This window comes from Saprospiraceae bacterium (assembly GCA_016710235.1).
Taxonomy (GTDB): domain Bacteria; phylum Bacteroidota; class Bacteroidia; order Chitinophagales; family Saprospiraceae; genus Vicinibacter.
This window is the reverse complement of record JADJLG010000001.1, coordinates 861,049-877,324: the sequence shown is the minus strand read 5'-3', so window position 1 is coordinate 877,324 and position 16,276 is coordinate 861,049. Positions and strand designations below refer to the sequence as shown.

General features: G+C 34.5%; 20 protein-coding genes and 1 pseudogene. 4 read left to right on the top strand and 17 right to left on the bottom strand.

The window, feature by feature from the left end; genetic code table 11:
* The first annotated feature begins 262 nt into the window (after positions 1-262).
* From IPI99_03575 to IPI99_03560, 4 genes are all read left to right on the top strand, one after another.
* Positions 263-817 carry a sigma-70 family RNA polymerase sigma factor gene (locus IPI99_03575; GenBank protein ID MBK7339591.1) on the top strand — a complete coding sequence of 185 codons (555 nt, stop codon included), beginning with the start codon at positions 263-265 and terminating at the stop codon, positions 815-817.
* 4 nt (positions 818-821) lie between these two features.
* Entirely contained in the window at positions 822-1,130 is a 309-nt protein-coding gene (locus IPI99_03570) for a cbb3-type cytochrome oxidase assembly protein (GenBank protein ID MBK7339590.1), read from the top strand.
* Positions 1,131-1,204: 74 nt separating this feature from the next.
* Positions 1,205-1,504 (top strand): hypothetical protein, encoded by a 300-nt coding sequence (locus IPI99_03565; GenBank protein ID MBK7339589.1) that lies wholly within the window; start codon positions 1,205-1,207, stop codon positions 1,502-1,504.
* Between the two features lies 1 nt (position 1,505).
* On the top strand, positions 1,506-1,658 hold the full coding sequence (locus IPI99_03560; protein MBK7339588.1) for a hypothetical protein: 153 nt from the start codon (positions 1,506-1,508) through the stop codon (positions 1,656-1,658).
* A 390-nt stretch (positions 1,659-2,048) separates the two neighbouring features.
* Here the strand turns inward: IPI99_03560 and IPI99_03555 are convergent, their stop codons facing one another.
* The 17 genes and pseudogenes from IPI99_03555 to IPI99_03475 form a co-directional block, all read right to left on the bottom strand.
* The gene (locus IPI99_03555; protein MBK7339587.1) at positions 2,049-2,213 is read right to left on the bottom strand and encodes a hypothetical protein; all 165 of its coding nucleotides are present in this window, start codon (positions 2,211-2,213) and stop codon (positions 2,049-2,051) included.
* A gap of 401 nt (positions 2,214-2,614) precedes the next feature.
* Positions 2,615-3,280 carry a hypothetical protein gene (locus IPI99_03550; GenBank protein ID MBK7339586.1) on the bottom strand — a complete coding sequence of 222 codons (666 nt, stop codon included), beginning with the start codon at positions 3,278-3,280 and terminating at the stop codon, positions 2,615-2,617.
* A gap of 716 nt (positions 3,281-3,996) precedes the next feature.
* Complete coding sequence (locus IPI99_03545; GenBank protein MBK7339585.1) at positions 3,997-5,094, bottom strand: Fic family protein; 1,098 nt, start codon at positions 5,092-5,094, stop codon at positions 3,997-3,999.
* A 171-nt stretch (positions 5,095-5,265) separates the two neighbouring features.
* Positions 5,266-6,620 (bottom strand): annotated as a pseudogene (locus tag IPI99_03540) (IS110 family transposase).
* A 413-nt stretch (positions 6,621-7,033) separates the two neighbouring features.
* On the bottom strand, positions 7,034-7,687 hold the full coding sequence (locus tag IPI99_03535; protein MBK7339584.1) for a hypothetical protein: 654 nt from the start codon (positions 7,685-7,687) through the stop codon (positions 7,034-7,036).
* A gap of 129 nt (positions 7,688-7,816) precedes the next feature.
* Positions 7,817-8,338: a T9SS type A sorting domain-containing protein gene (locus IPI99_03530; GenBank protein MBK7339583.1), complete on the bottom strand. Its 522-nt coding sequence runs from the start codon at positions 8,336-8,338 to the stop codon at positions 7,817-7,819.
* Positions 8,310-9,038 (bottom strand): hypothetical protein, encoded by a 729-nt coding sequence (locus tag IPI99_03525; protein ID MBK7339582.1) that lies wholly within the window; start codon positions 9,036-9,038, stop codon positions 8,310-8,312. Before IPI99_03525 ends, IPI99_03530 begins: the two co-directional genes overlap by 29 nt.
* Positions 9,039-9,123: 85 nt before the next feature.
* Complete coding sequence (locus tag IPI99_03520; protein MBK7339581.1) at positions 9,124-9,363, bottom strand: tyrosine-type recombinase/integrase; 240 nt, start codon at positions 9,361-9,363, stop codon at positions 9,124-9,126.
* Positions 9,364-9,375: 12 nt separating this feature from the next.
* Entirely contained in the window at positions 9,376-9,531 is a 156-nt protein-coding gene (locus IPI99_03515) for a hypothetical protein (protein ID MBK7339580.1), read from the bottom strand.
* A 724-nt stretch (positions 9,532-10,255) separates the two neighbouring features.
* Positions 10,256-10,558: a hypothetical protein gene (locus IPI99_03510; GenBank protein ID MBK7339579.1), complete on the bottom strand. Its 303-nt coding sequence runs from the start codon at positions 10,556-10,558 to the stop codon at positions 10,256-10,258.
* Between the two features lie 322 nt (positions 10,559-10,880).
* Complete coding sequence (locus IPI99_03505; protein ID MBK7339578.1) at positions 10,881-11,150, bottom strand: type II toxin-antitoxin system RelE/ParE family toxin; 270 nt, start codon at positions 11,148-11,150, stop codon at positions 10,881-10,883.
* Positions 11,147-11,344 carry a hypothetical protein gene (locus IPI99_03500; GenBank protein MBK7339577.1) on the bottom strand — a complete coding sequence of 66 codons (198 nt, stop codon included), beginning with the start codon at positions 11,342-11,344 and terminating at the stop codon, positions 11,147-11,149. The genes IPI99_03505 and IPI99_03500 overlap by 4 nt, the downstream gene beginning before the upstream one ends.
* Before the next feature lie 549 nt (positions 11,345-11,893).
* Positions 11,894-12,964 carry a Fic family protein gene (locus tag IPI99_03495; protein MBK7339576.1) on the bottom strand — a complete coding sequence of 357 codons (1,071 nt, stop codon included), beginning with the start codon at positions 12,962-12,964 and terminating at the stop codon, positions 11,894-11,896.
* A 582-nt stretch (positions 12,965-13,546) separates the two neighbouring features.
* Positions 13,547-13,717: a hypothetical protein gene (locus IPI99_03490; protein MBK7339575.1), complete on the bottom strand. Its 171-nt coding sequence runs from the start codon at positions 13,715-13,717 to the stop codon at positions 13,547-13,549.
* A 220-nt stretch (positions 13,718-13,937) separates the two neighbouring features.
* Complete coding sequence (locus IPI99_03485; protein MBK7339574.1) at positions 13,938-15,167, bottom strand: hypothetical protein; 1,230 nt, start codon at positions 15,165-15,167, stop codon at positions 13,938-13,940.
* Positions 15,168-15,364: 197 nt separating this feature from the next.
* The gene (locus IPI99_03480; GenBank protein ID MBK7339573.1) at positions 15,365-15,679 is read right to left on the bottom strand and encodes a helix-turn-helix transcriptional regulator; all 315 of its coding nucleotides are present in this window, start codon (positions 15,677-15,679) and stop codon (positions 15,365-15,367) included.
* Between the two features lie 4 nt (positions 15,680-15,683).
* On the bottom strand, positions 15,684-16,019 hold the full coding sequence (locus IPI99_03475; protein ID MBK7339572.1) for a type II toxin-antitoxin system RelE/ParE family toxin: 336 nt from the start codon (positions 16,017-16,019) through the stop codon (positions 15,684-15,686).
* Positions 16,020-16,276: the final 257 nt, after the last annotated feature.

Sequence of the window (16,276 nt, the reverse complement as noted above, 5' to 3'; positions counted from 1 at the left end):
ATGATGTAAAATGGTTCATACTATTTTCCACAACTGATTTATTAATTTGTAAACTTATCTTAAAAACAAATTCAAATACTGAAAGGACTGTTGAGAAACTTTATTCACACTTATGGCAATTATATTGTTCTTGAATTTATCAAGGGTGCTTCACATATGAAGGGTTTTCAGTATCTGTATCAGCGACTTAAAAACTAATCGGAGACAAAAGATGATTCCAAATTTTTAAATTGATCAATAAAATCAAAATGGGTAAAAATGAATGAGTGAGATATTGAAACCTTCTCTTGGTGAAATTATAAAAAAGTATAGAGGTCAATTATTTTCTTTTATTAAAGGGAAAACGAGAAGTACAGAAGATGCTGAGGATATTTTGCAAGAAGTATGGTACCAGTTTAGCAAAATAACCAATCTCAGTGAATTGGAAAATATCAGTGCATGGCTGTTTTCAGTTTCGAGAAATAAGATAACTGACCTTTATCGAAAGCGAAAAACTGAAAGTTTGGAGGAAATGACCTTTCAAGATGAAGACGGGGATTTTCAAATTAAAGAACTGTTATTGCTGGACGAGAGTCAAAATCCAGAGTGGGCTCATCTTAAAGATTTATTATGGGTTGAACTTTTTAAAGCTTTGGATGAATTACCTGAAAATCAAAGACTGGTATTTATAGAAAATGAAATGGAGGAAAAGACTCTAAAGCAAATAGCTGATGAGCAAAGTGAAAATATAAAAACAATAATAAGTCGAAAAAGCTATGCGATAAAACACCTAAGAAAAAGATTGTATGTATTATATAATGAACTATTAAAAAACTGATCTGATGATAAATCATTCCCGAAAGAAATTATTTATACTCATACCGATAGCGCTACTTCTTGTGGTGCCAATTATTATACTGTTTTTATGGAATTGGATTGTAGTAGATCTTTTTGGTGTAAAATCCATAGGCTACTTACAAGCCTTAGGTTTGTTTGTTCTCAGCAGGATACTTTTTGGCAGTTATGGCTTCAGAGGGAAGCCAAGACACCCGTTTTCTCCACATCATAAGGAGAGGTGGATGAGCATGTCTGAGGAGGAGAAGGCAAGGATCAAGGAGGAGTGGAGGAAACGTAAATCTTGTGTTGAATGAAAATTTTTTATAAAAATTTAAAGTAAAAAGAAAGCTGGTTCGTCTACCCTGATAAAACAAGAAAATTTATCAAAATGACAAAAGATGTATTAAAGCCTATAGCAGGCGGTATTTTATTGGGGGTGATCCTATTTTTTACAGGTCCATTATTGCTAATTATTCTTCTTCTCAAGTTCATTTTTACACCATTTGGTATGGGTAGGATGATGATGCATCACAGATTTGGAGGCCATTATGGTTATCATCCTGAGATGCGGCTAGCATTTGCTGAGAAAATCAGAGGAATGGATGAAGAGGAGTATTTATCATTTAAAGAACGTATGGGCAGTTCTTATTGTGGCAATAAAGATTTTATGAAAAATAAAAATATTTAAGATGAATCGTAAATCAAAATTTATCATTGTTCTGGTAAGTGCAGCGATAACTATTGGAGTGTTGGCATTGACCGTGGGTAAACCACATTACGCAAGGCACAAGTATTGGACAGAACACTGCCATCAAAGTGAATCACAACAAAGTGAACAATAGTAGACAGAAGGCAAGCATAAAAGCTTGCCTTTTTTGTTTTTGTAAAGCTTAAACTAATTTTTTCATTCAAAAGGAAACTAACTTACTAATTCTATTTCAAATAAAGCAAGAAAACGTAAAACGGAGAGAGAGCACATTAAAATCTTCTGAGCGCTATTACCATCTTGTTCTTTACTTATTGATTACCCTTACTGTCAGACAAAGGCCTGGAGGGCATCGTTTCATTCAACACAGGATTAAATCGAAGTAAAGATTCGTTTAATCCTTATATAACATAATGTTTTTTTTTCACATCCTTATTTTCAATTTGAAATTCATTCATAAATGTTCACACTTGCCATACTTAATGTATAAAGTTGTCTGAACGCGGTAACCAACTTAATTCGATCTCTATAATATAGATTTTATTTCTACGGGTCTATTTCCTCCGTCAAGGCCTTCCATTGCTGGTATACAAGCCGAAAGGAAGCAATGCCAAAATAAGGAAACTAATGTATCTTCATCATGAAATGTGGTCATTACATCAATTTTAGAAATCTCTTCGTTAGCTTCCATTTTAACCATGATTTCGTCAAAATGGTCATAGAGTTATTCACTAAATTTTCTATGTCCTTTAATCTCAAGAATATTATTTGAAATTGAAGTCTGAACAAAATTATCGTATACATCTTTATTGGTTTAACAATCGAGATGCCAAGATACACCCAATTTTTTTCAGGAAGTGGGTCCGCAAAATTTTTGAATCCTAATCAATAAATCGACCTGTCAAAAAATTCTCCGATGCTTTCCATGCAGTCTTTTTAAAATGTCATATAATGATTTTGCAACTACCTGAAGGTGGCGATTTCGATGCGCCTTACTATCAATCAAGCAGAAACGTTGATAGAAGCACCAAGCTTGATTTAACCACTGGGTCACCACTTTTAGTTAGGTGCTGTTTTGTGCTGCTTTGCATGTCATTTGTAATAGTAATACCAGTTGCTTTCGTAGTTATTGTCAAAATTTTCTTTGCTATCTAGGTAAATATTGAAATTGTCACGTTTAAAATAACCAAACTCGTTGTAAGGCTCTAATAGATCAAAATACTTGTCAGCCCATACTTTTCTTGTTTCACTATTCTCATATTGTTTGAGTTGTTCGTCAGTAAATAAAAAGAAAGTTGTACCCGAAAAACATCTCGAAATTTCCCAAAGGTCTTTACAGTTTAATTCTGTTTTGAGTTGCATAACCTTGTCTTGCGGAATGCTTTCATTTGCTTCTTCTTTTGCTAACGGCTCAAAAGCACAATAGTAAACCCAGATGTTGTCTGTTTGATATTTGCTTATTTCGGATTTGCTAAAAAATTTAAAATGTCCTTTCTTTTTAATAAGATCTTGCTCGATTATTGTCTGTTTGAATTTATCCGCAATTAGCTTTTGTTTCTTACTGTCAAAATTCACATGACTATTGTTTTCGTTGAAACTTTGCTTTTCGTGTGAATGCTCAAAATAAATTCCAATTCTTGACCTTATCCCTTTATTAATTTTGTCATACACAATATTGATGGTCCTTACGCCAAATGTCTTGTCAATGAAGTCAGCAAGAGGTTTGAATTCTGGATTCAAAGTCTGCTTTCCAAGCATAATTTGTTTCGTTTGTTTATATTCTTTGTCAGATGAACTTATCATTTGGTTTCTGTGGTCTTAATGTGGCACATAACGGCAGACTGTGAAAATACCTTATTTTTTGTTTCCAAGTACATAAATCACCTGGTAAAATTTCATATAACCGAATTTTTAGACGTGATAAAGGCAACATTTTTATAAACCGACGAATACTTTGCTTAAAAACTAAGCTCTCCCACAGGCTTAAAACAAGGCAATTTTGAGAAAATTAGGGTCCTTCAAGAGTTGAGAAATACCATTTCGACCCTGACTCATGTCCCTGTTTCAAGACAGGCAAGATGATCCGAATACTGAGCTTTAGTCCAATTCCACAATCAATAGCGAATCATCAAATTTTACAAAGCAATGCACTATAAACGACTTGTATCTGTGAACGAGCTAAAATCCTAATGCACAAATAAAATAATCCTTGAAAACTACATGACCATTTATTTCAAAAACCAATCAGCTATATAAAAATGTAAGCTTTTTATTCAATTCCAATCCCATTGAAGCTTGATAAATCACTGATCAATCTCATGAATATTCTCTAAGCGTCTTCAGCATCCCATCACAAAATTATTTATTCCCCATAGTATTGACCTCAAAGCCGGGCTACCCGAGCTTTATTCAACACAGGATTAAATTGAGGCAGAGCTTCGTTTAAACCTTGTATGTTAGCGGTAGTGTTACTTTCAGAAGTCCGCAAGTTCATAGTTTGTGCTTCGTCCGCCTTGTTGCTCTTGACGCAATATTCCTTTATCAATTAAATCTTTTATATCGCGTAATGCTGTGTCAGGTGAACATTTTGCAATTTTTGCCCATTTAGATGATTTTAGTTTTCCTTCAAATCCGTCAAACATTTTGTTCAACACCAATCTCTGTCTTTCGTTAAACTTTGTGTTCTCGTGGTCCTTCCAAAATTCAGTCTTGCGTAATATTTTTTGTAAGGTAGTTTCTGTTGCTAAAAGCGAATTTTTGAGACAATGCAGAAACCAGTCTAACCATTCTGTAATGTCACCGCTACTATGTTGAACCTTTTGTAAAATCTCATAATATTGTTTTCGTTCAATCAAAATTTGACTTGACATACTGTAATATCGTTCTGATGTTTTGTCGGCACGGGCAAGCATTAAATCCGAAATTGCTCTTGCAATTCTTCCGTTTCCATCGTCAAATGGGTGTATTATAATAAACCAGAAATGAGCAATTGCAGATTTTAGAACAAGGTCAAGAGGAGCGTTGTCATTAAACCATTTTAAAAACTTGTCCATTTCTTCTTTCACCTTGTTTGCATGAACAGCTTCGTAATGGACTTTTTCTTTTCCCATTGCACCTGATACTATTCGCATCTCACCCGTTCGATAGCGTCCAACTTCTATTTTATGCATTCCGCTGTATCCTGTAGGAAAAAGTGCAGAATTCCAGCCAAACAGTCGCTTATTTGTCAGTTGCTTTTGATAGTTTTGAGTTGCGTCCAACATCATTTCAACAATACCTTCTACATTTCTGTTTGCAGGAATAAGACCAGCTATATTAATTCCCAATCGTCTTGCAATGGATGAACGAACTTGGTCATAGTCGAGTTTCTCTCCTTCTATCTCAGATGATTTAATAACGTCAAGCGTTAAAGTTGTAAGGGTCGCTTCTTCTTTTGTGGAAAAGCCAAGTGTGTTCATCTGCCCTATTATCTTGCCTTGCAGGTTTCGGACTTCACCAAAAATGGCATTGATGTCGGTTTCCCGCCAAGTAAAGTGCGTCCAGTTTTTGTATTCGTAAATATATTTTGCCACTATCTAAAGTTGTTGCTGCGGCAAATATAATCATTAATCTCCGCAGAAATGCGGAAAATATTAAAATTATTCTCCGCAAGTCAAACAGTAAATAACCAATTATGAGTTGTTCGTTATGGTTAGGAATGTCGCAAAAACATTCTGACTAACGTCACCGGTGAAGCCTGAAAATCAAACAGTTGCAAATCCAAGATCATCCGGTTTTAGATCAAATTTAGTAATAGATTTTCGAATCCGACTTACTAATCCTAGTTTTCTTTTTTGATCAAGCATGAGATACTCTTTAGGTGGTGCATACTGATTTTTTTTAGTGATCATTGCCATGGTATTACTCCAAGTTTCCTAGCCGTTGCAGAAACAGCAGAAGCTCTCCCACGCTTAATACAGATTCGTCTAAAGAAATCTGAGAGATGGGTTTCTTTTAAGTTTCCAATGCAATTCGCTGCTTGACGAAGTGCTATTTTTAGTCGATTACTACCCCTTGCTATTTGATTGCTTAGGACTTTTCCTCCGCTTATTTTATTGTTTGGGGATAATCGCAACCAAGAGACAAATTGTTTTGTAGTATGAAATTTACTAAATCCTTCTAATCCGATTTCACTTATTATTGTCATTTCAGTTGCATGACTTACGCCTTCAATTTTCATCAGATCTACGCCTTCGAAATATTTATGGGCGATTTGGTTGATATCTGTTCCGGTAATAGAATTTTTGTTTTTTCTTTTGAAAGGCTTATGGCCAGCAACATGTTGTTTCTTTTTGTCGGCATCAGCTATAATTTTTTCAAGGAGTGAATTTATCTCTTTATCAGTTTTCTGAATTTGATTTTGTAAGTGTTGGTATGTCTACCATTCTTGTTTAAGAGAAAACAAGAAATCCATCCTTCCTTTGAATTGAAAGGCTTTTGCAATTTCAGATTCAGACTTTCTACAATTGTAGTGCCTCAAAGCAACAAGTTTAACACCACCATGCTCTCCTTGAATAAAAGTTGAAATAATATTTTGACCAGTCTCACCATATATACCATTTACAACAACATCTAATCTCATGTTCATAAGTCGAAGATATTTCTGCATTCGCCTGGTGCAGTTTGCACACATCTCGATTAGATTCTAGCGATGTCGAGAAAAGGTTCTGATGAGTTCTGTTTTACTATCTGGTAAAAAACTACTCCTGAATAATCCCATCTAATGTAATTTTTGTATCCATTGACAATCCTTAATCTCTGTTTTCTTCCCTTTGACATTTTTGGTCTGTTTTCCATTTACAAGAAACACTTCATATCCAAATGAAATAAGACTTGAAAAAAGGTTTTGCCAATAAGTACCTGTAATTTCAATGGCAATACTAGTGATATTTTTTTCTTTGAGCCATTGAGCCATAGCAAATTGATCGTCGCTGTAAACTCCAAACTCTTTGACATCTTCGGAATTTTGACCAACAGCTACCCAATGACTTCTACTGCCAATGTCAAGCTCAGCAGCATTTGGGTTGACAACTTCCGATGAAGCTTTTTGATTTTCCATCAATAAATTATTAAATTGTGAACAAATAAGCTCAAAGGATTGCAACTTTTCTACTTTTGAATTACTCTGATCGGGATTCCAAAAATATAGGATCACCACTAAACTGTAACTTAGCAAGATATTACTTTTAATAAATCACTTTGTACAATCAAACCTTGATTGCCATCCGGTTTATTAAACACCAATGCCTAAAACAGTCTTGACATTGAGCTAAAAGCTAAGATAAAGTTCTTTAGCTACTAAATTCAATAGTTTTTAAATATAGAGGGATTACCCCTAACGGTAAATTGTATGAGTTGTGGTAGTTTGCGTGGTAGTTCCCTTTCAAACCGCTGCGCAGTTTGAGCGGGCTATAGACCTTGCTATTTACCCCATCGCCTGCCATTACTGATACAAAATGTTGGCAGCTGGTGTTATTCAATCTTTATCATAGTTTTTAAATTATAATAATCATATCCTCCCATATCAGAACAAGTCTGCTCTAAATCACCTTTTTCCATATAAATATCAACGGGATAATTTAGGTTATATCCAATGGTTTTTCCAATTATCTCATCATCAGATTTAATCGTATCGTTTCCTATCCTTATAGTCCAACCCCAACTACATACTTCTTTGTTAGGGTTGAATGAAATTATTTGAGCATTACTCTTAATCTTGTTAATATTTGCAATTGTCAACTTAGCTTTATAATCTTTTGAATTAATCACCATACTTACCTCTGGGTAAGGAGTCAAATCTGTCAGCTGAATATATAAATCTCCAACTATCCTATCAATTGAAAAGTCTGGATTTGTGTTTAACTCAATTATATAATTTTTATTATCACTTGTTTTTAAATCAAGGCTTACTATTGCATTTCCTTCCCATTTACAATTTGCTCCTACTGGACACCTCGAATCAGACCTCACTGTATCAAAACATAATGTATTTTGCTCAATAATTGTTTTGCAATCATCGGTAAACAATTCAATTGTTTCAATGAAATCTGAATTATCTGTATTTTTTTCCTTTTCACAAGATAATAAGGTCATAATAATTAATCCGAGTAAAATTGCTTTTTTCATAGTCATATTTTTTCTTAATAGATGAAATCAAATCATAATTAGTTGCTTATCACTATGCACTGTGTGTCACACTCGCTGCCAAGGTCCTGGTATAAACGCAGGCGCACTAGCGCTTGTGTGTATACCATGTTATAGGCCGCTATTTTTAATTAATTTTTTAATACAATATACATTGTCAAAATAAATTTTTGCGAAATATGTCCCGCTAGGCAATTCAATCAAATCAATGAAGTGATTTTCACCTAGAGTTTTGCTTATAATTAAATTTCCATCAATTGTTAAGATGTCTATTTGATTAACTGTATTTTTACCCAAAGTAGAAATATTTATACCATCAATGAAGGGATTCGGAAACAGTAATAATTCATTAGCAAGTACTTGATTAATTTTTGTCGTTTGATTCGGAACTAGATGAATTAGTCCTTTACCCCAACTGCTAAGCCAAATAGAAGAATCATTTTCAAATGTAATATCCCTTATTTCCGTGTTAAGTAAAAGACTATCTTTAAAAGTAATCCAATTATTACCATCTTTAATGATGAGTCCTTTTTCAGTACCAATCCAGACTCTACCTTTAGAATCAATTTTGATTACTTTTATGGAATTACTTGGCAAAGGAGAATTATGAGTACCCCAAATAAGTAGTTGCACTGTCAAGTAAAATGATTCCATTATAACTTGTTCCAACCCAGACTAGATTTGAATCACCAAAAGCAATCGTTTCAACACTGAGCTCGATATCACCGAAATGATTAGTCCAAGTAGTGTCATTAAAAATATCAAATCCACCATCATAGTGACCGATCCATTTTTTATTATCATTATCTATAGCAATACAACGAATTGAATAATTGAACAATCCACTATTGTTTAGGGTTAAATGAGTCCAAATTTGTTTGTTGAGGTTATAAAAATATATCCCTGCGCCGTACGTTTGGAACCACAGGTTTCCGTTCTTATCTTCTGAAATTCCTGTAACCTGAGTGTTGGGCTCATTAAATGGAGTTAAAACTTCCCAACTAATTCCATTATATCTCACTACGCTTGCACCGGAAAAGAAAGCATAGTCAACGAGCCAAATATTGCCTTTCTTGTCTTTATGGATGTCTATTATATTATTTCCTGTAGTTTTAATTGAATCGGATCTTAATATTGTCCATTTATTATCGGTAATATGACACAGACCGTTGAGCCAAGTACCAATCCACATGGCATTATTAAAAAATTTTACTGTAAAAATTTCATTGGCGGTAATTGGACTATTTGACATATCTATATTGCTAATAGAATATTGACCCGCAGCAATGGTTTTGAAGAGTTTGATAATTAAAAGAATATATAGATATTTCATATTGAGTGGCCTATAACATCTTTATATACACCATTATGTCGTATATATTTTAATAACGTATATATGTTCTATGTGTGATGGGTTCTCATTGCATTTTATAAGACGTTTTAAGGTCTTTTGACAAAATTATATAATTTTCCCTGTATTTAAAAGCAATTGGCAGATTTTTTTCTAAAGTTCCATCGTTTATCGGGCTGCGAAAGCGGTATCTGTACGTATCCTGTATGTGGGTGTATATTTCTGTAGTTTTGATAGAGTTATGGCCCAAGGCTTCCTGTTTTCTTCTCAGATCTACTCCCGGTTCGGGTAAGTGAGTAGCGTAGATGTGTCTAAGTGTTTATACTGAAGCATAACTATCTACTGCGGCTTTCTCGATTTGAGTAAGAAACATATTCTGTATATATCCGGGGCTGTATTGTCCACCTTCCTGGCCTTCAATAAGCCGGTAGCTTGGATTGTAGGACCTGATATATTCGATGGACACGTGTTGCATCTTTTGAGGAAAGACTACATATCGATCTTTTTTGCCTTTGGCAGCTTTAATGAAGACCCTTGACTGACTAGGGTCTATTTCTTTTCTCTATGAATTACCATCTCAGACAGACTGTGAAAATACCATATTTCTGTTTCCAAGTACATAAATCACATGGTAAAATTTCATATAACCGAATTTTAGACGTGATAAAGGCAACATTATTATAGACCGCCGAGTAGGTTACAAAAAAATAAGAGCTCCCACAGGCTTAAAACAAGGCAATTTTGAGAAAATTAGGGTCCTTCAAGAGTTGAGAATTACCATTTCGACCCTGACTCGTGTCCCTGTTGCAAGACAGGCAAGTTGGTCCGAATACTGAGCTTTAGTTCAATTCCACCACCGATAGCAAATCTTCAAATTTTACAAATCAATGCACTATAAACGACTTGTATCTGTGAACGAGCTAAGATCCTATTGCACAAATAAAATAATCCTTGAAAACTACATGACCACTTATTTCAAAAAGCCAAGTAGCTATATAAAAATGTAAGCTTTTTATTCTATTCCAATCCCATTGATGCCTGATAAATCACTGTTTGATCTTTTGAATATCCTCTAAGCACCCTCAGCATCCCATCAAAAAATTATTTATTCCCCATAGTATTGACCTCAGTGCCGGGCTACCTGAGCTTCATTCAACACAGGATTAAATCGCAGCAGAGCTTCGATTAATCCTTGTATGTTAGCGGCTGCCGCTGTTCGTGTTTAATTGTTTATCCATTGTAACCAGATCGAATTTATCGGGCATCAAGGTTACTATAATACGAGCTTCATTTGCATTAGAATACTCTTCATCAATCAAGAATGTTTCCCTTGGTTTAGTATTATTTAGTTTATCCAGAATCAATTTACTTAGAAAATACAGATCCTTAATTGTTCCGGCGATAACATCTATCTTAAATAATGGCTTGTCCCAGGTCATTATCTTTAAATAGCTATAAGGACCAAGGTGAGTATGTTTCCGATAGCCCTGAATTGTTTTCATGGCTACAGTAATCGTTTAGAATGACTGCAAGATTAGTAGCACTCTTTTTGTCACAGAAGATTTTCCATTCTTTGGATTCTTCGTCAGATTCATAATAGAACCCAAGTTGGCGCCATTCATCCCGCAACATTTGATCTTTATCAATTTTGTTGTACATCTATGTATAGTATTAGCGGTAGCTGCTAACGTGTTTGAGATTGATGCAGGCAGAGCATTTTTGCACTCAGGCTAATAGCTAAAATTAAAAGCCAAATTTACAACATTTTCTAGACTGAAATCCGATTTGCTCTGCTTGCTTCAATATCATGCTAATGCCAGTGTTTTATGGAAATATTTTATAAATGTCTTTTCTGTTGGCAATGATTATTAACCTGATTTTTGTTGAATTTATTTTCTCTAGGCCAATTCGATAGTCTCCAAGTCTTATTTTGTAATATTTTTTGTAACCTGTTAATTTGCTCACTTCCAAAACATCATTTAATGATTGTGCTGCTTCAAGTTTTGTAATTGTGCGCTCAACTTTCTTAAGTACTGTTACGTTCTTTAGTTTAATTAATGTACGATAGAATGACTTGTCAAACTCTACAATCATTTAACTTTCAGCTTTTTCATAATTGAAGCCTTAGTGACCGTTTTTCCAGTTTTTTGACTATCCATGAGTTTTCCAATTAAAAAATCTTCATATTGTTGATCTCTTAAGGCAATTACATTTGCACCGAGTTGTTTTGCCAAATCTGAAATTAATTTTGAGTTCTTTTTGTCACCCTTAATTATTATTGCACTCATCTATTGCAGTTTTTTTGACAAAGTTAAATGTTTTTTACAACATCTTAATCACATTATATTAGGCCAACAAAAATTGGCATTAACGCCAGACTGTGAAAATACCATTTTTCTGTTTCCAACTGTAAAAAACTCCTGGGAAAATTTTATATAACCGAATTTTAGACGTGATAAAGGCAACATTATTATGGACCGCCGAATAGATTGCTATAAAATAAGAGTTGCCACAGGCTTAAAATAAGCTAATTTTGATAAAAGATAGGGTCTTTCAAGAGTTGAGGAATACCATTTCGACCCGGACTCATGTCCCTGTTGCAAAACAGGCATGATGTTCCGGATATTGAGCTTTAGTTCAATTCCAATCCTATTGAAGCTTGATAAATCACTGATCAATCTCCAGAATATCCTCTAAGCACCCTCAGCATCCCATCACATAATTATTTATTCCCAATACTATTGACCTTAAATCCGGGCTACTCGAGCTTCATTCTACACAGGATTAAATCGAAGCAGAGCTTCGTTTAATCCTTGTATGTTAGCGCCAGTGAATTTTTATCTCGTTGTCAACAAATTAAATAATTCCTCATTGATATAATAATTCCCAGTTCCTAATTTGTTTTTTCGCAACATTTTATCATCCACTAATTTATTTAAATAATTTGCAGCTGTTAATCTTGATACTCCCAAATCATTTACGACAAATTCAATCTTTGTGTAAGGATGTTTGAATAAATTATTCAACAAATCTTGACTGTAAAATTTGTAATTATCTCGTAATCTGTGCTTGTAATTAAGCATTAGTTCCTTGATTTTAATAATCAATTCTATTGTCTCTTTTGCTGTTTGTTCGACTCCATTTATCATAAACAACAACCACTCCTCCCATAAATTTTCGACACGAACTTTTTGCAAAAGGCGATAATAATCAGGTTTGTGTTTGATTATATAGTTGCTTAAATATAGAATTGGCAAAGATTGGATCTTTTCCAAAATCAAGTATAGGATGTTTATTATTCTGCCAGTTCTGCCATTTCCGTCATAAAAAGGATGAATACTTTCAAATTGAAAATGAATAATTGCCATCTTAATCAACGGGTCGCAATCTTGCATTTCTGAATCATTTATGTATCGCTCAAGATTTGTCATTAGTCTCATGATTTGCTCATAGTCTTGAGGTGGTGTGTAAACTGTCTCTCCTGTAGCTGCATTTTTCAACGCAGTGCCAGGTAATTTTCTAAATCCCGCTTTATTATCCTCAAGTATTTCCTGGATTTGAAGAATACTATTGTTTGCAAGTAAGCCCGTTTTTGAAATAAGTTCAAACCCCTTTTTCAAGGCCGAAATATAATTCTGAACTTCCTTGGCTTGAAGTGATTTAAAAGCATCAAGATTCAACTCTGACATATATAAATCATCATGTGTAGTGATTATATTCTCGATTGCTGAACTATCTTTTGCTTCTTGTAATCCAAGTGTGTTTATTAAAATATTCTGATTGGGAATAGTTGATGCAATTCCTTTCAACTCAGCCAATGCTGCATGTGCAGAAGGTAAAGCCTTTAAGACCTTCTTCGATTCTAAATCAATGTTTAGAGGTAATTCAGTTAATCCCCAGGTTGTCATTTGTAAAGATTGTTTAAAAACCTATACAAATATATATTATTGTGTATAGAAATCAACAAAATCTTTACATTAAAATACAGCTCTGTATAAAAATCGCTCAAATCCATGCACACGGCACACGTTTTTTGCATTGGGGGTAACATCTTTGTCTACGCCATTGTGGCATATATATCTTCTATGTGACTCGGGTTTCCTTTCATTTTTAAGGGCGGTTTGAGCTTTAGAAAGCAATTATAAGGAGGATTTTGTCTCATTTTGCCAGGGGGAATCAGGATTATTTTCTCAGATTTCTTTCCTCTGAGTGAGCCGGCTGGAGTTCGGTGCAGCAGGTCAGCCGCATTCGGCTGACGGAGCGAATTGCGAACCACGCAAGACGGCGACACCGAGGACAACGGACGAAGGGGACACTCCCTGAATATTCTCAAAAGACAGTTGGAATTGATACAGCTACTCTGCTGCTAGGAAATCAATATCGCAGCAGTCCGGCGATCTTGACTTGGAGCTTTTCTGCATTGAGCACCATCTCCGCTTCCAGTGTGGAATTCAGCGGTATTGCCGGTAGATTGCGTGAGCCTACAGTCACTACAGGGGCATCCAGCGAGCTGAAACAGTCTTTACTTTAAATCCAAGTTTTAACAAATCCAATTGCTCTACAAATGCGTCAATAAATCGAACGGGATTATCCTGTCCTATTGAGTCTTCCAATGAACTCATCTGCATTTGTAATCTTGGTATGCCGGTAACATGATGCATAATGTATAAAAACACACATTGCAATTAATATAGCTACGTTTTAATTATACTATTTTTTTTGGTAGTTTTTTCACAACCTAACGGACGGGGCTATGAGCAGTTGGGGACTTCGTGGACGCGAACCTATCACCCGTTACCGAGCTTGCAAGCGAGAGCGACGCACGCCCAACCACTTAAACCCCAATTGCTTATGAGCCCTTGTTGGCAAACGTTATTTTTTTCAATTTACCGTTATTGTCTTTTTTCTGGTAGCAGTTGTTGAACTCATCTCATAGTATTCAACTAAGAAAGTACCACTATTAAAATTCATTTTTAAATCACAAGATTTACCAGATTCTGTGGCTGTAAAAGTTTGAACAAATGCAATTTGGTCAAATTCAGAGATAGTCCAATTGACACTTGAGCCTAATGCATAATACCAATATGCTTTTGAAGTCATGCTAGTATCTGAACTTACAGACATAATTTTAATTTTCACAGATGCACCTTTAGCTAACTGGGCAGCAAGACTAAAAGTGGTATCTCTTCTTACACCAAGGTCAAAATTTATTTTGGTTAATGAAAGAATATTATCTCCATTTAAACCTGTTTCGGGGTAAGTAATCAAAGGTTTGGTTATAACATACTTTGTTTTTGTAATGAAGTTTGAGATATACTTACCAAAATCTGGAATACTCACTGTTGCTCCTATATCACTATATCGTTTGGAAAGATTGCTTTTGATTGCGACCGTATCTAATGCCACTGCTTGATTTATCAAAGCAGAACCTAAGGTATCGCTATTTAAAACTCCATCTTCCTGAATGTCTTTGCTTATATTTGATAGCAATTCCGACATTTCACTTTCAGAACGATAAGCTTGCAATATTGAAGATATTGCAAGCAATATTCCATTATCGTCACCTGTTTCTGAAATGTTTAAATTTTCAGATGTTTTGATATTACTTTTCTCAATATTGAAAATAGCTAGTATTTCCTTTTGAGCTTGAATTTTGGAATCAGCAAAAGACTTGCCATTTTTCATCAGATATTCTACGCGAGGTTTCTCCAAATGAGTTAATATATTGATATTTATATCACTTTTCCCTGAAATATCAGAAAGAGTATATAATGTAATTTGCGCAACTGACTGTTGTCCTAAAACTTCATTAAAATAAAATCCATCTGCTCGTAAAGAAACATAATTTGAACTTAAAGAAACATTATTCAACTGAAAAGAACCTTTATTATCAGTTATTTGCATATTAAAAGATTTTCCAGTTGGAGATAAATCAGATTTTAAATCATATGCAGTAACAGAACTACCGTTGATAAAAGGTCCTTTTTGAGCATATCCTAGCACATTTTGAATTGTAGTTTGTGAAGTGTCGCTCTCTTTGGTACAGTTAGTCAAAGCTGTTACAAGAATGACAAAAATTATTGTCGATAAAAAACTATAAAACTTTTTCATAATTAATGGTTTAATATGTTATAATGTAGTGAATATGCGGATTTAATAATGTTTGCTAATGTGCCTGAGCTTGACGCAGGCAGAGCACTTCCGGTTGTCCGCCTAGAGCAACAAACTCAAGCCAAATTTACGATTTTTTCCTGTATGAAAGCTGCATGAGCTGCTTGCGTCAAGCTCATGTTATGATCCGGCCATTCCTACTTACTAATCATCAATTTTTGCTTATCGATTTCAACGCTAAATTTCACCTTTGCATCTAAAGCGTTGAATACTTTCAATATTGTAGCAAATCTTGCATCAGTTGCACAGTTCTCAACTTTTGATATTTGAGCTTTTTGGACTCCTACTAATTCTCCAAGTTGTTCTTGGGTTAATTTTTTGGCTTGTCGTGCTTTCTTGATGGCATCGCCTAACAACTCTAATCTCAACTCTTGCTCAAACTTTTCTCTTTTTTTTGTTCCCCGCTTACCAATGTGCATGTCCAATACTTTATCGAAACTAGTTGTCTTCATATTCTTACTTTTTAGATTCAAAATATTTATCCTTTATAGCTTTAGCCTTCAATATTTCAGATTTTGATGGTTTGTCACTTTTCTTGATGATTCCATGGGTAGCAATTACCAATGTGTTTGTTTTTTCTGTTTTGTCCCAAAATGCAAAAATTCGATATTGGTTTCCAAAATATTTAGTTCTGAAGTACCAGACTCCATATTGCAATGGTTCAAATAATTTAGGATCCTTTCGTGACTTTGCTAATCCCATGTTAAAAAGAATTTTTTCCCTAGCTTTTACTGGAATGTTACTAAGGAATTCTAATGCTTCTGGTAAAAACTCAATCTCAAAATGCTCCAATTTTGAAACGTTTTAACAAAGATAATAGTTTCTTAATTGCGATACAAACTTTTTTAGATGTTTCTCAATTTTGGTCGATCATAACATCTTTGTCTACGCCATTATGGCATATATATCTTCTATGTGACTCGGGTTTCCTTTCATTTTTAAGGGCGGTTTGAGCTTTAGAAAGCAATTATAAGGAGGATTTTGTCTCATTTTGCCAGGGGGAATCAGGATTATTTTCTCAGATTTCTTTCCTCTGAGTGAGCCGGCTG

Excerpts from the sequence above, each read along its gene's own strand:
- IPI99_03575 (MBK7339591.1), top strand. The coding sequence starts at position 263 with ATGAGTGAGATATTGAAACCTTCTCTTGGTGAAATTATAAAAAAGTAT.
- IPI99_03570 (MBK7339590.1), top strand. The coding sequence starts at position 822 with ATGATAAATCATTCCCGAAAGAAATTATTTATACTCATACCGATAGCG.
- IPI99_03565 (MBK7339589.1), top strand. The coding sequence starts at position 1,205 with ATGACAAAAGATGTATTAAAGCCTATAGCAGGCGGTATTTTATTGGGG.
- IPI99_03560 (MBK7339588.1), top strand. The coding sequence starts at position 1,506 with ATGAATCGTAAATCAAAATTTATCATTGTTCTGGTAAGTGCAGCGATA.
- IPI99_03555 (MBK7339587.1), bottom strand. The coding sequence starts at position 2,213 with ATGGAAGCTAACGAAGAGATTTCTAAAATTGATGTAATGACCACATTT.
- IPI99_03550 (MBK7339586.1), bottom strand. The coding sequence starts at position 3,280 with ATGCTTGGAAAGCAGACTTTGAATCCAGAATTCAAACCTCTTGCTGAC.
- IPI99_03535 (MBK7339584.1), bottom strand. The coding sequence starts at position 7,687 with ATGAAAAAAGCAATTTTACTCGGATTAATTATTATGACCTTATTATCT.
- IPI99_03525 (MBK7339582.1), bottom strand. The coding sequence starts at position 9,038 with ATGAAATATCTATATATTCTTTTAATTATCAAACTCTTCAAAACCATT.
- IPI99_03515 (MBK7339580.1), bottom strand. The coding sequence starts at position 9,531 with ATGCAACACGTGTCCATCGAATATATCAGGTCCTACAATCCAAGCTAC.
- IPI99_03510 (MBK7339579.1), bottom strand. The coding sequence starts at position 10,558 with ATGAAAACAATTCAGGGCTATCGGAAACATACTCACCTTGGTCCTTAT.
- IPI99_03505 (MBK7339578.1), bottom strand. The coding sequence starts at position 11,150 with ATGATTGTAGAGTTTGACAAGTCATTCTATCGTACATTAATTAAACTA.
- IPI99_03500 (MBK7339577.1), bottom strand. The coding sequence starts at position 11,344 with ATGAGTGCAATAATAATTAAGGGTGACAAAAAGAACTCAAAATTAATT.
- IPI99_03495 (MBK7339576.1), bottom strand. The coding sequence starts at position 12,964 with ATGACAACCTGGGGATTAACTGAATTACCTCTAAACATTGATTTAGAA.
- IPI99_03490 (MBK7339575.1), bottom strand. The coding sequence starts at position 13,717 with ATGCATCATGTTACCGGCATACCAAGATTACAAATGCAGATGAGTTCA.
- IPI99_03485 (MBK7339574.1), bottom strand. The coding sequence starts at position 15,167 with ATGAAAAAGTTTTATAGTTTTTTATCGACAATAATTTTTGTCATTCTT.
- IPI99_03480 (MBK7339573.1), bottom strand. The coding sequence starts at position 15,679 with ATGAAGACAACTAGTTTCGATAAAGTATTGGACATGCACATTGGTAAG.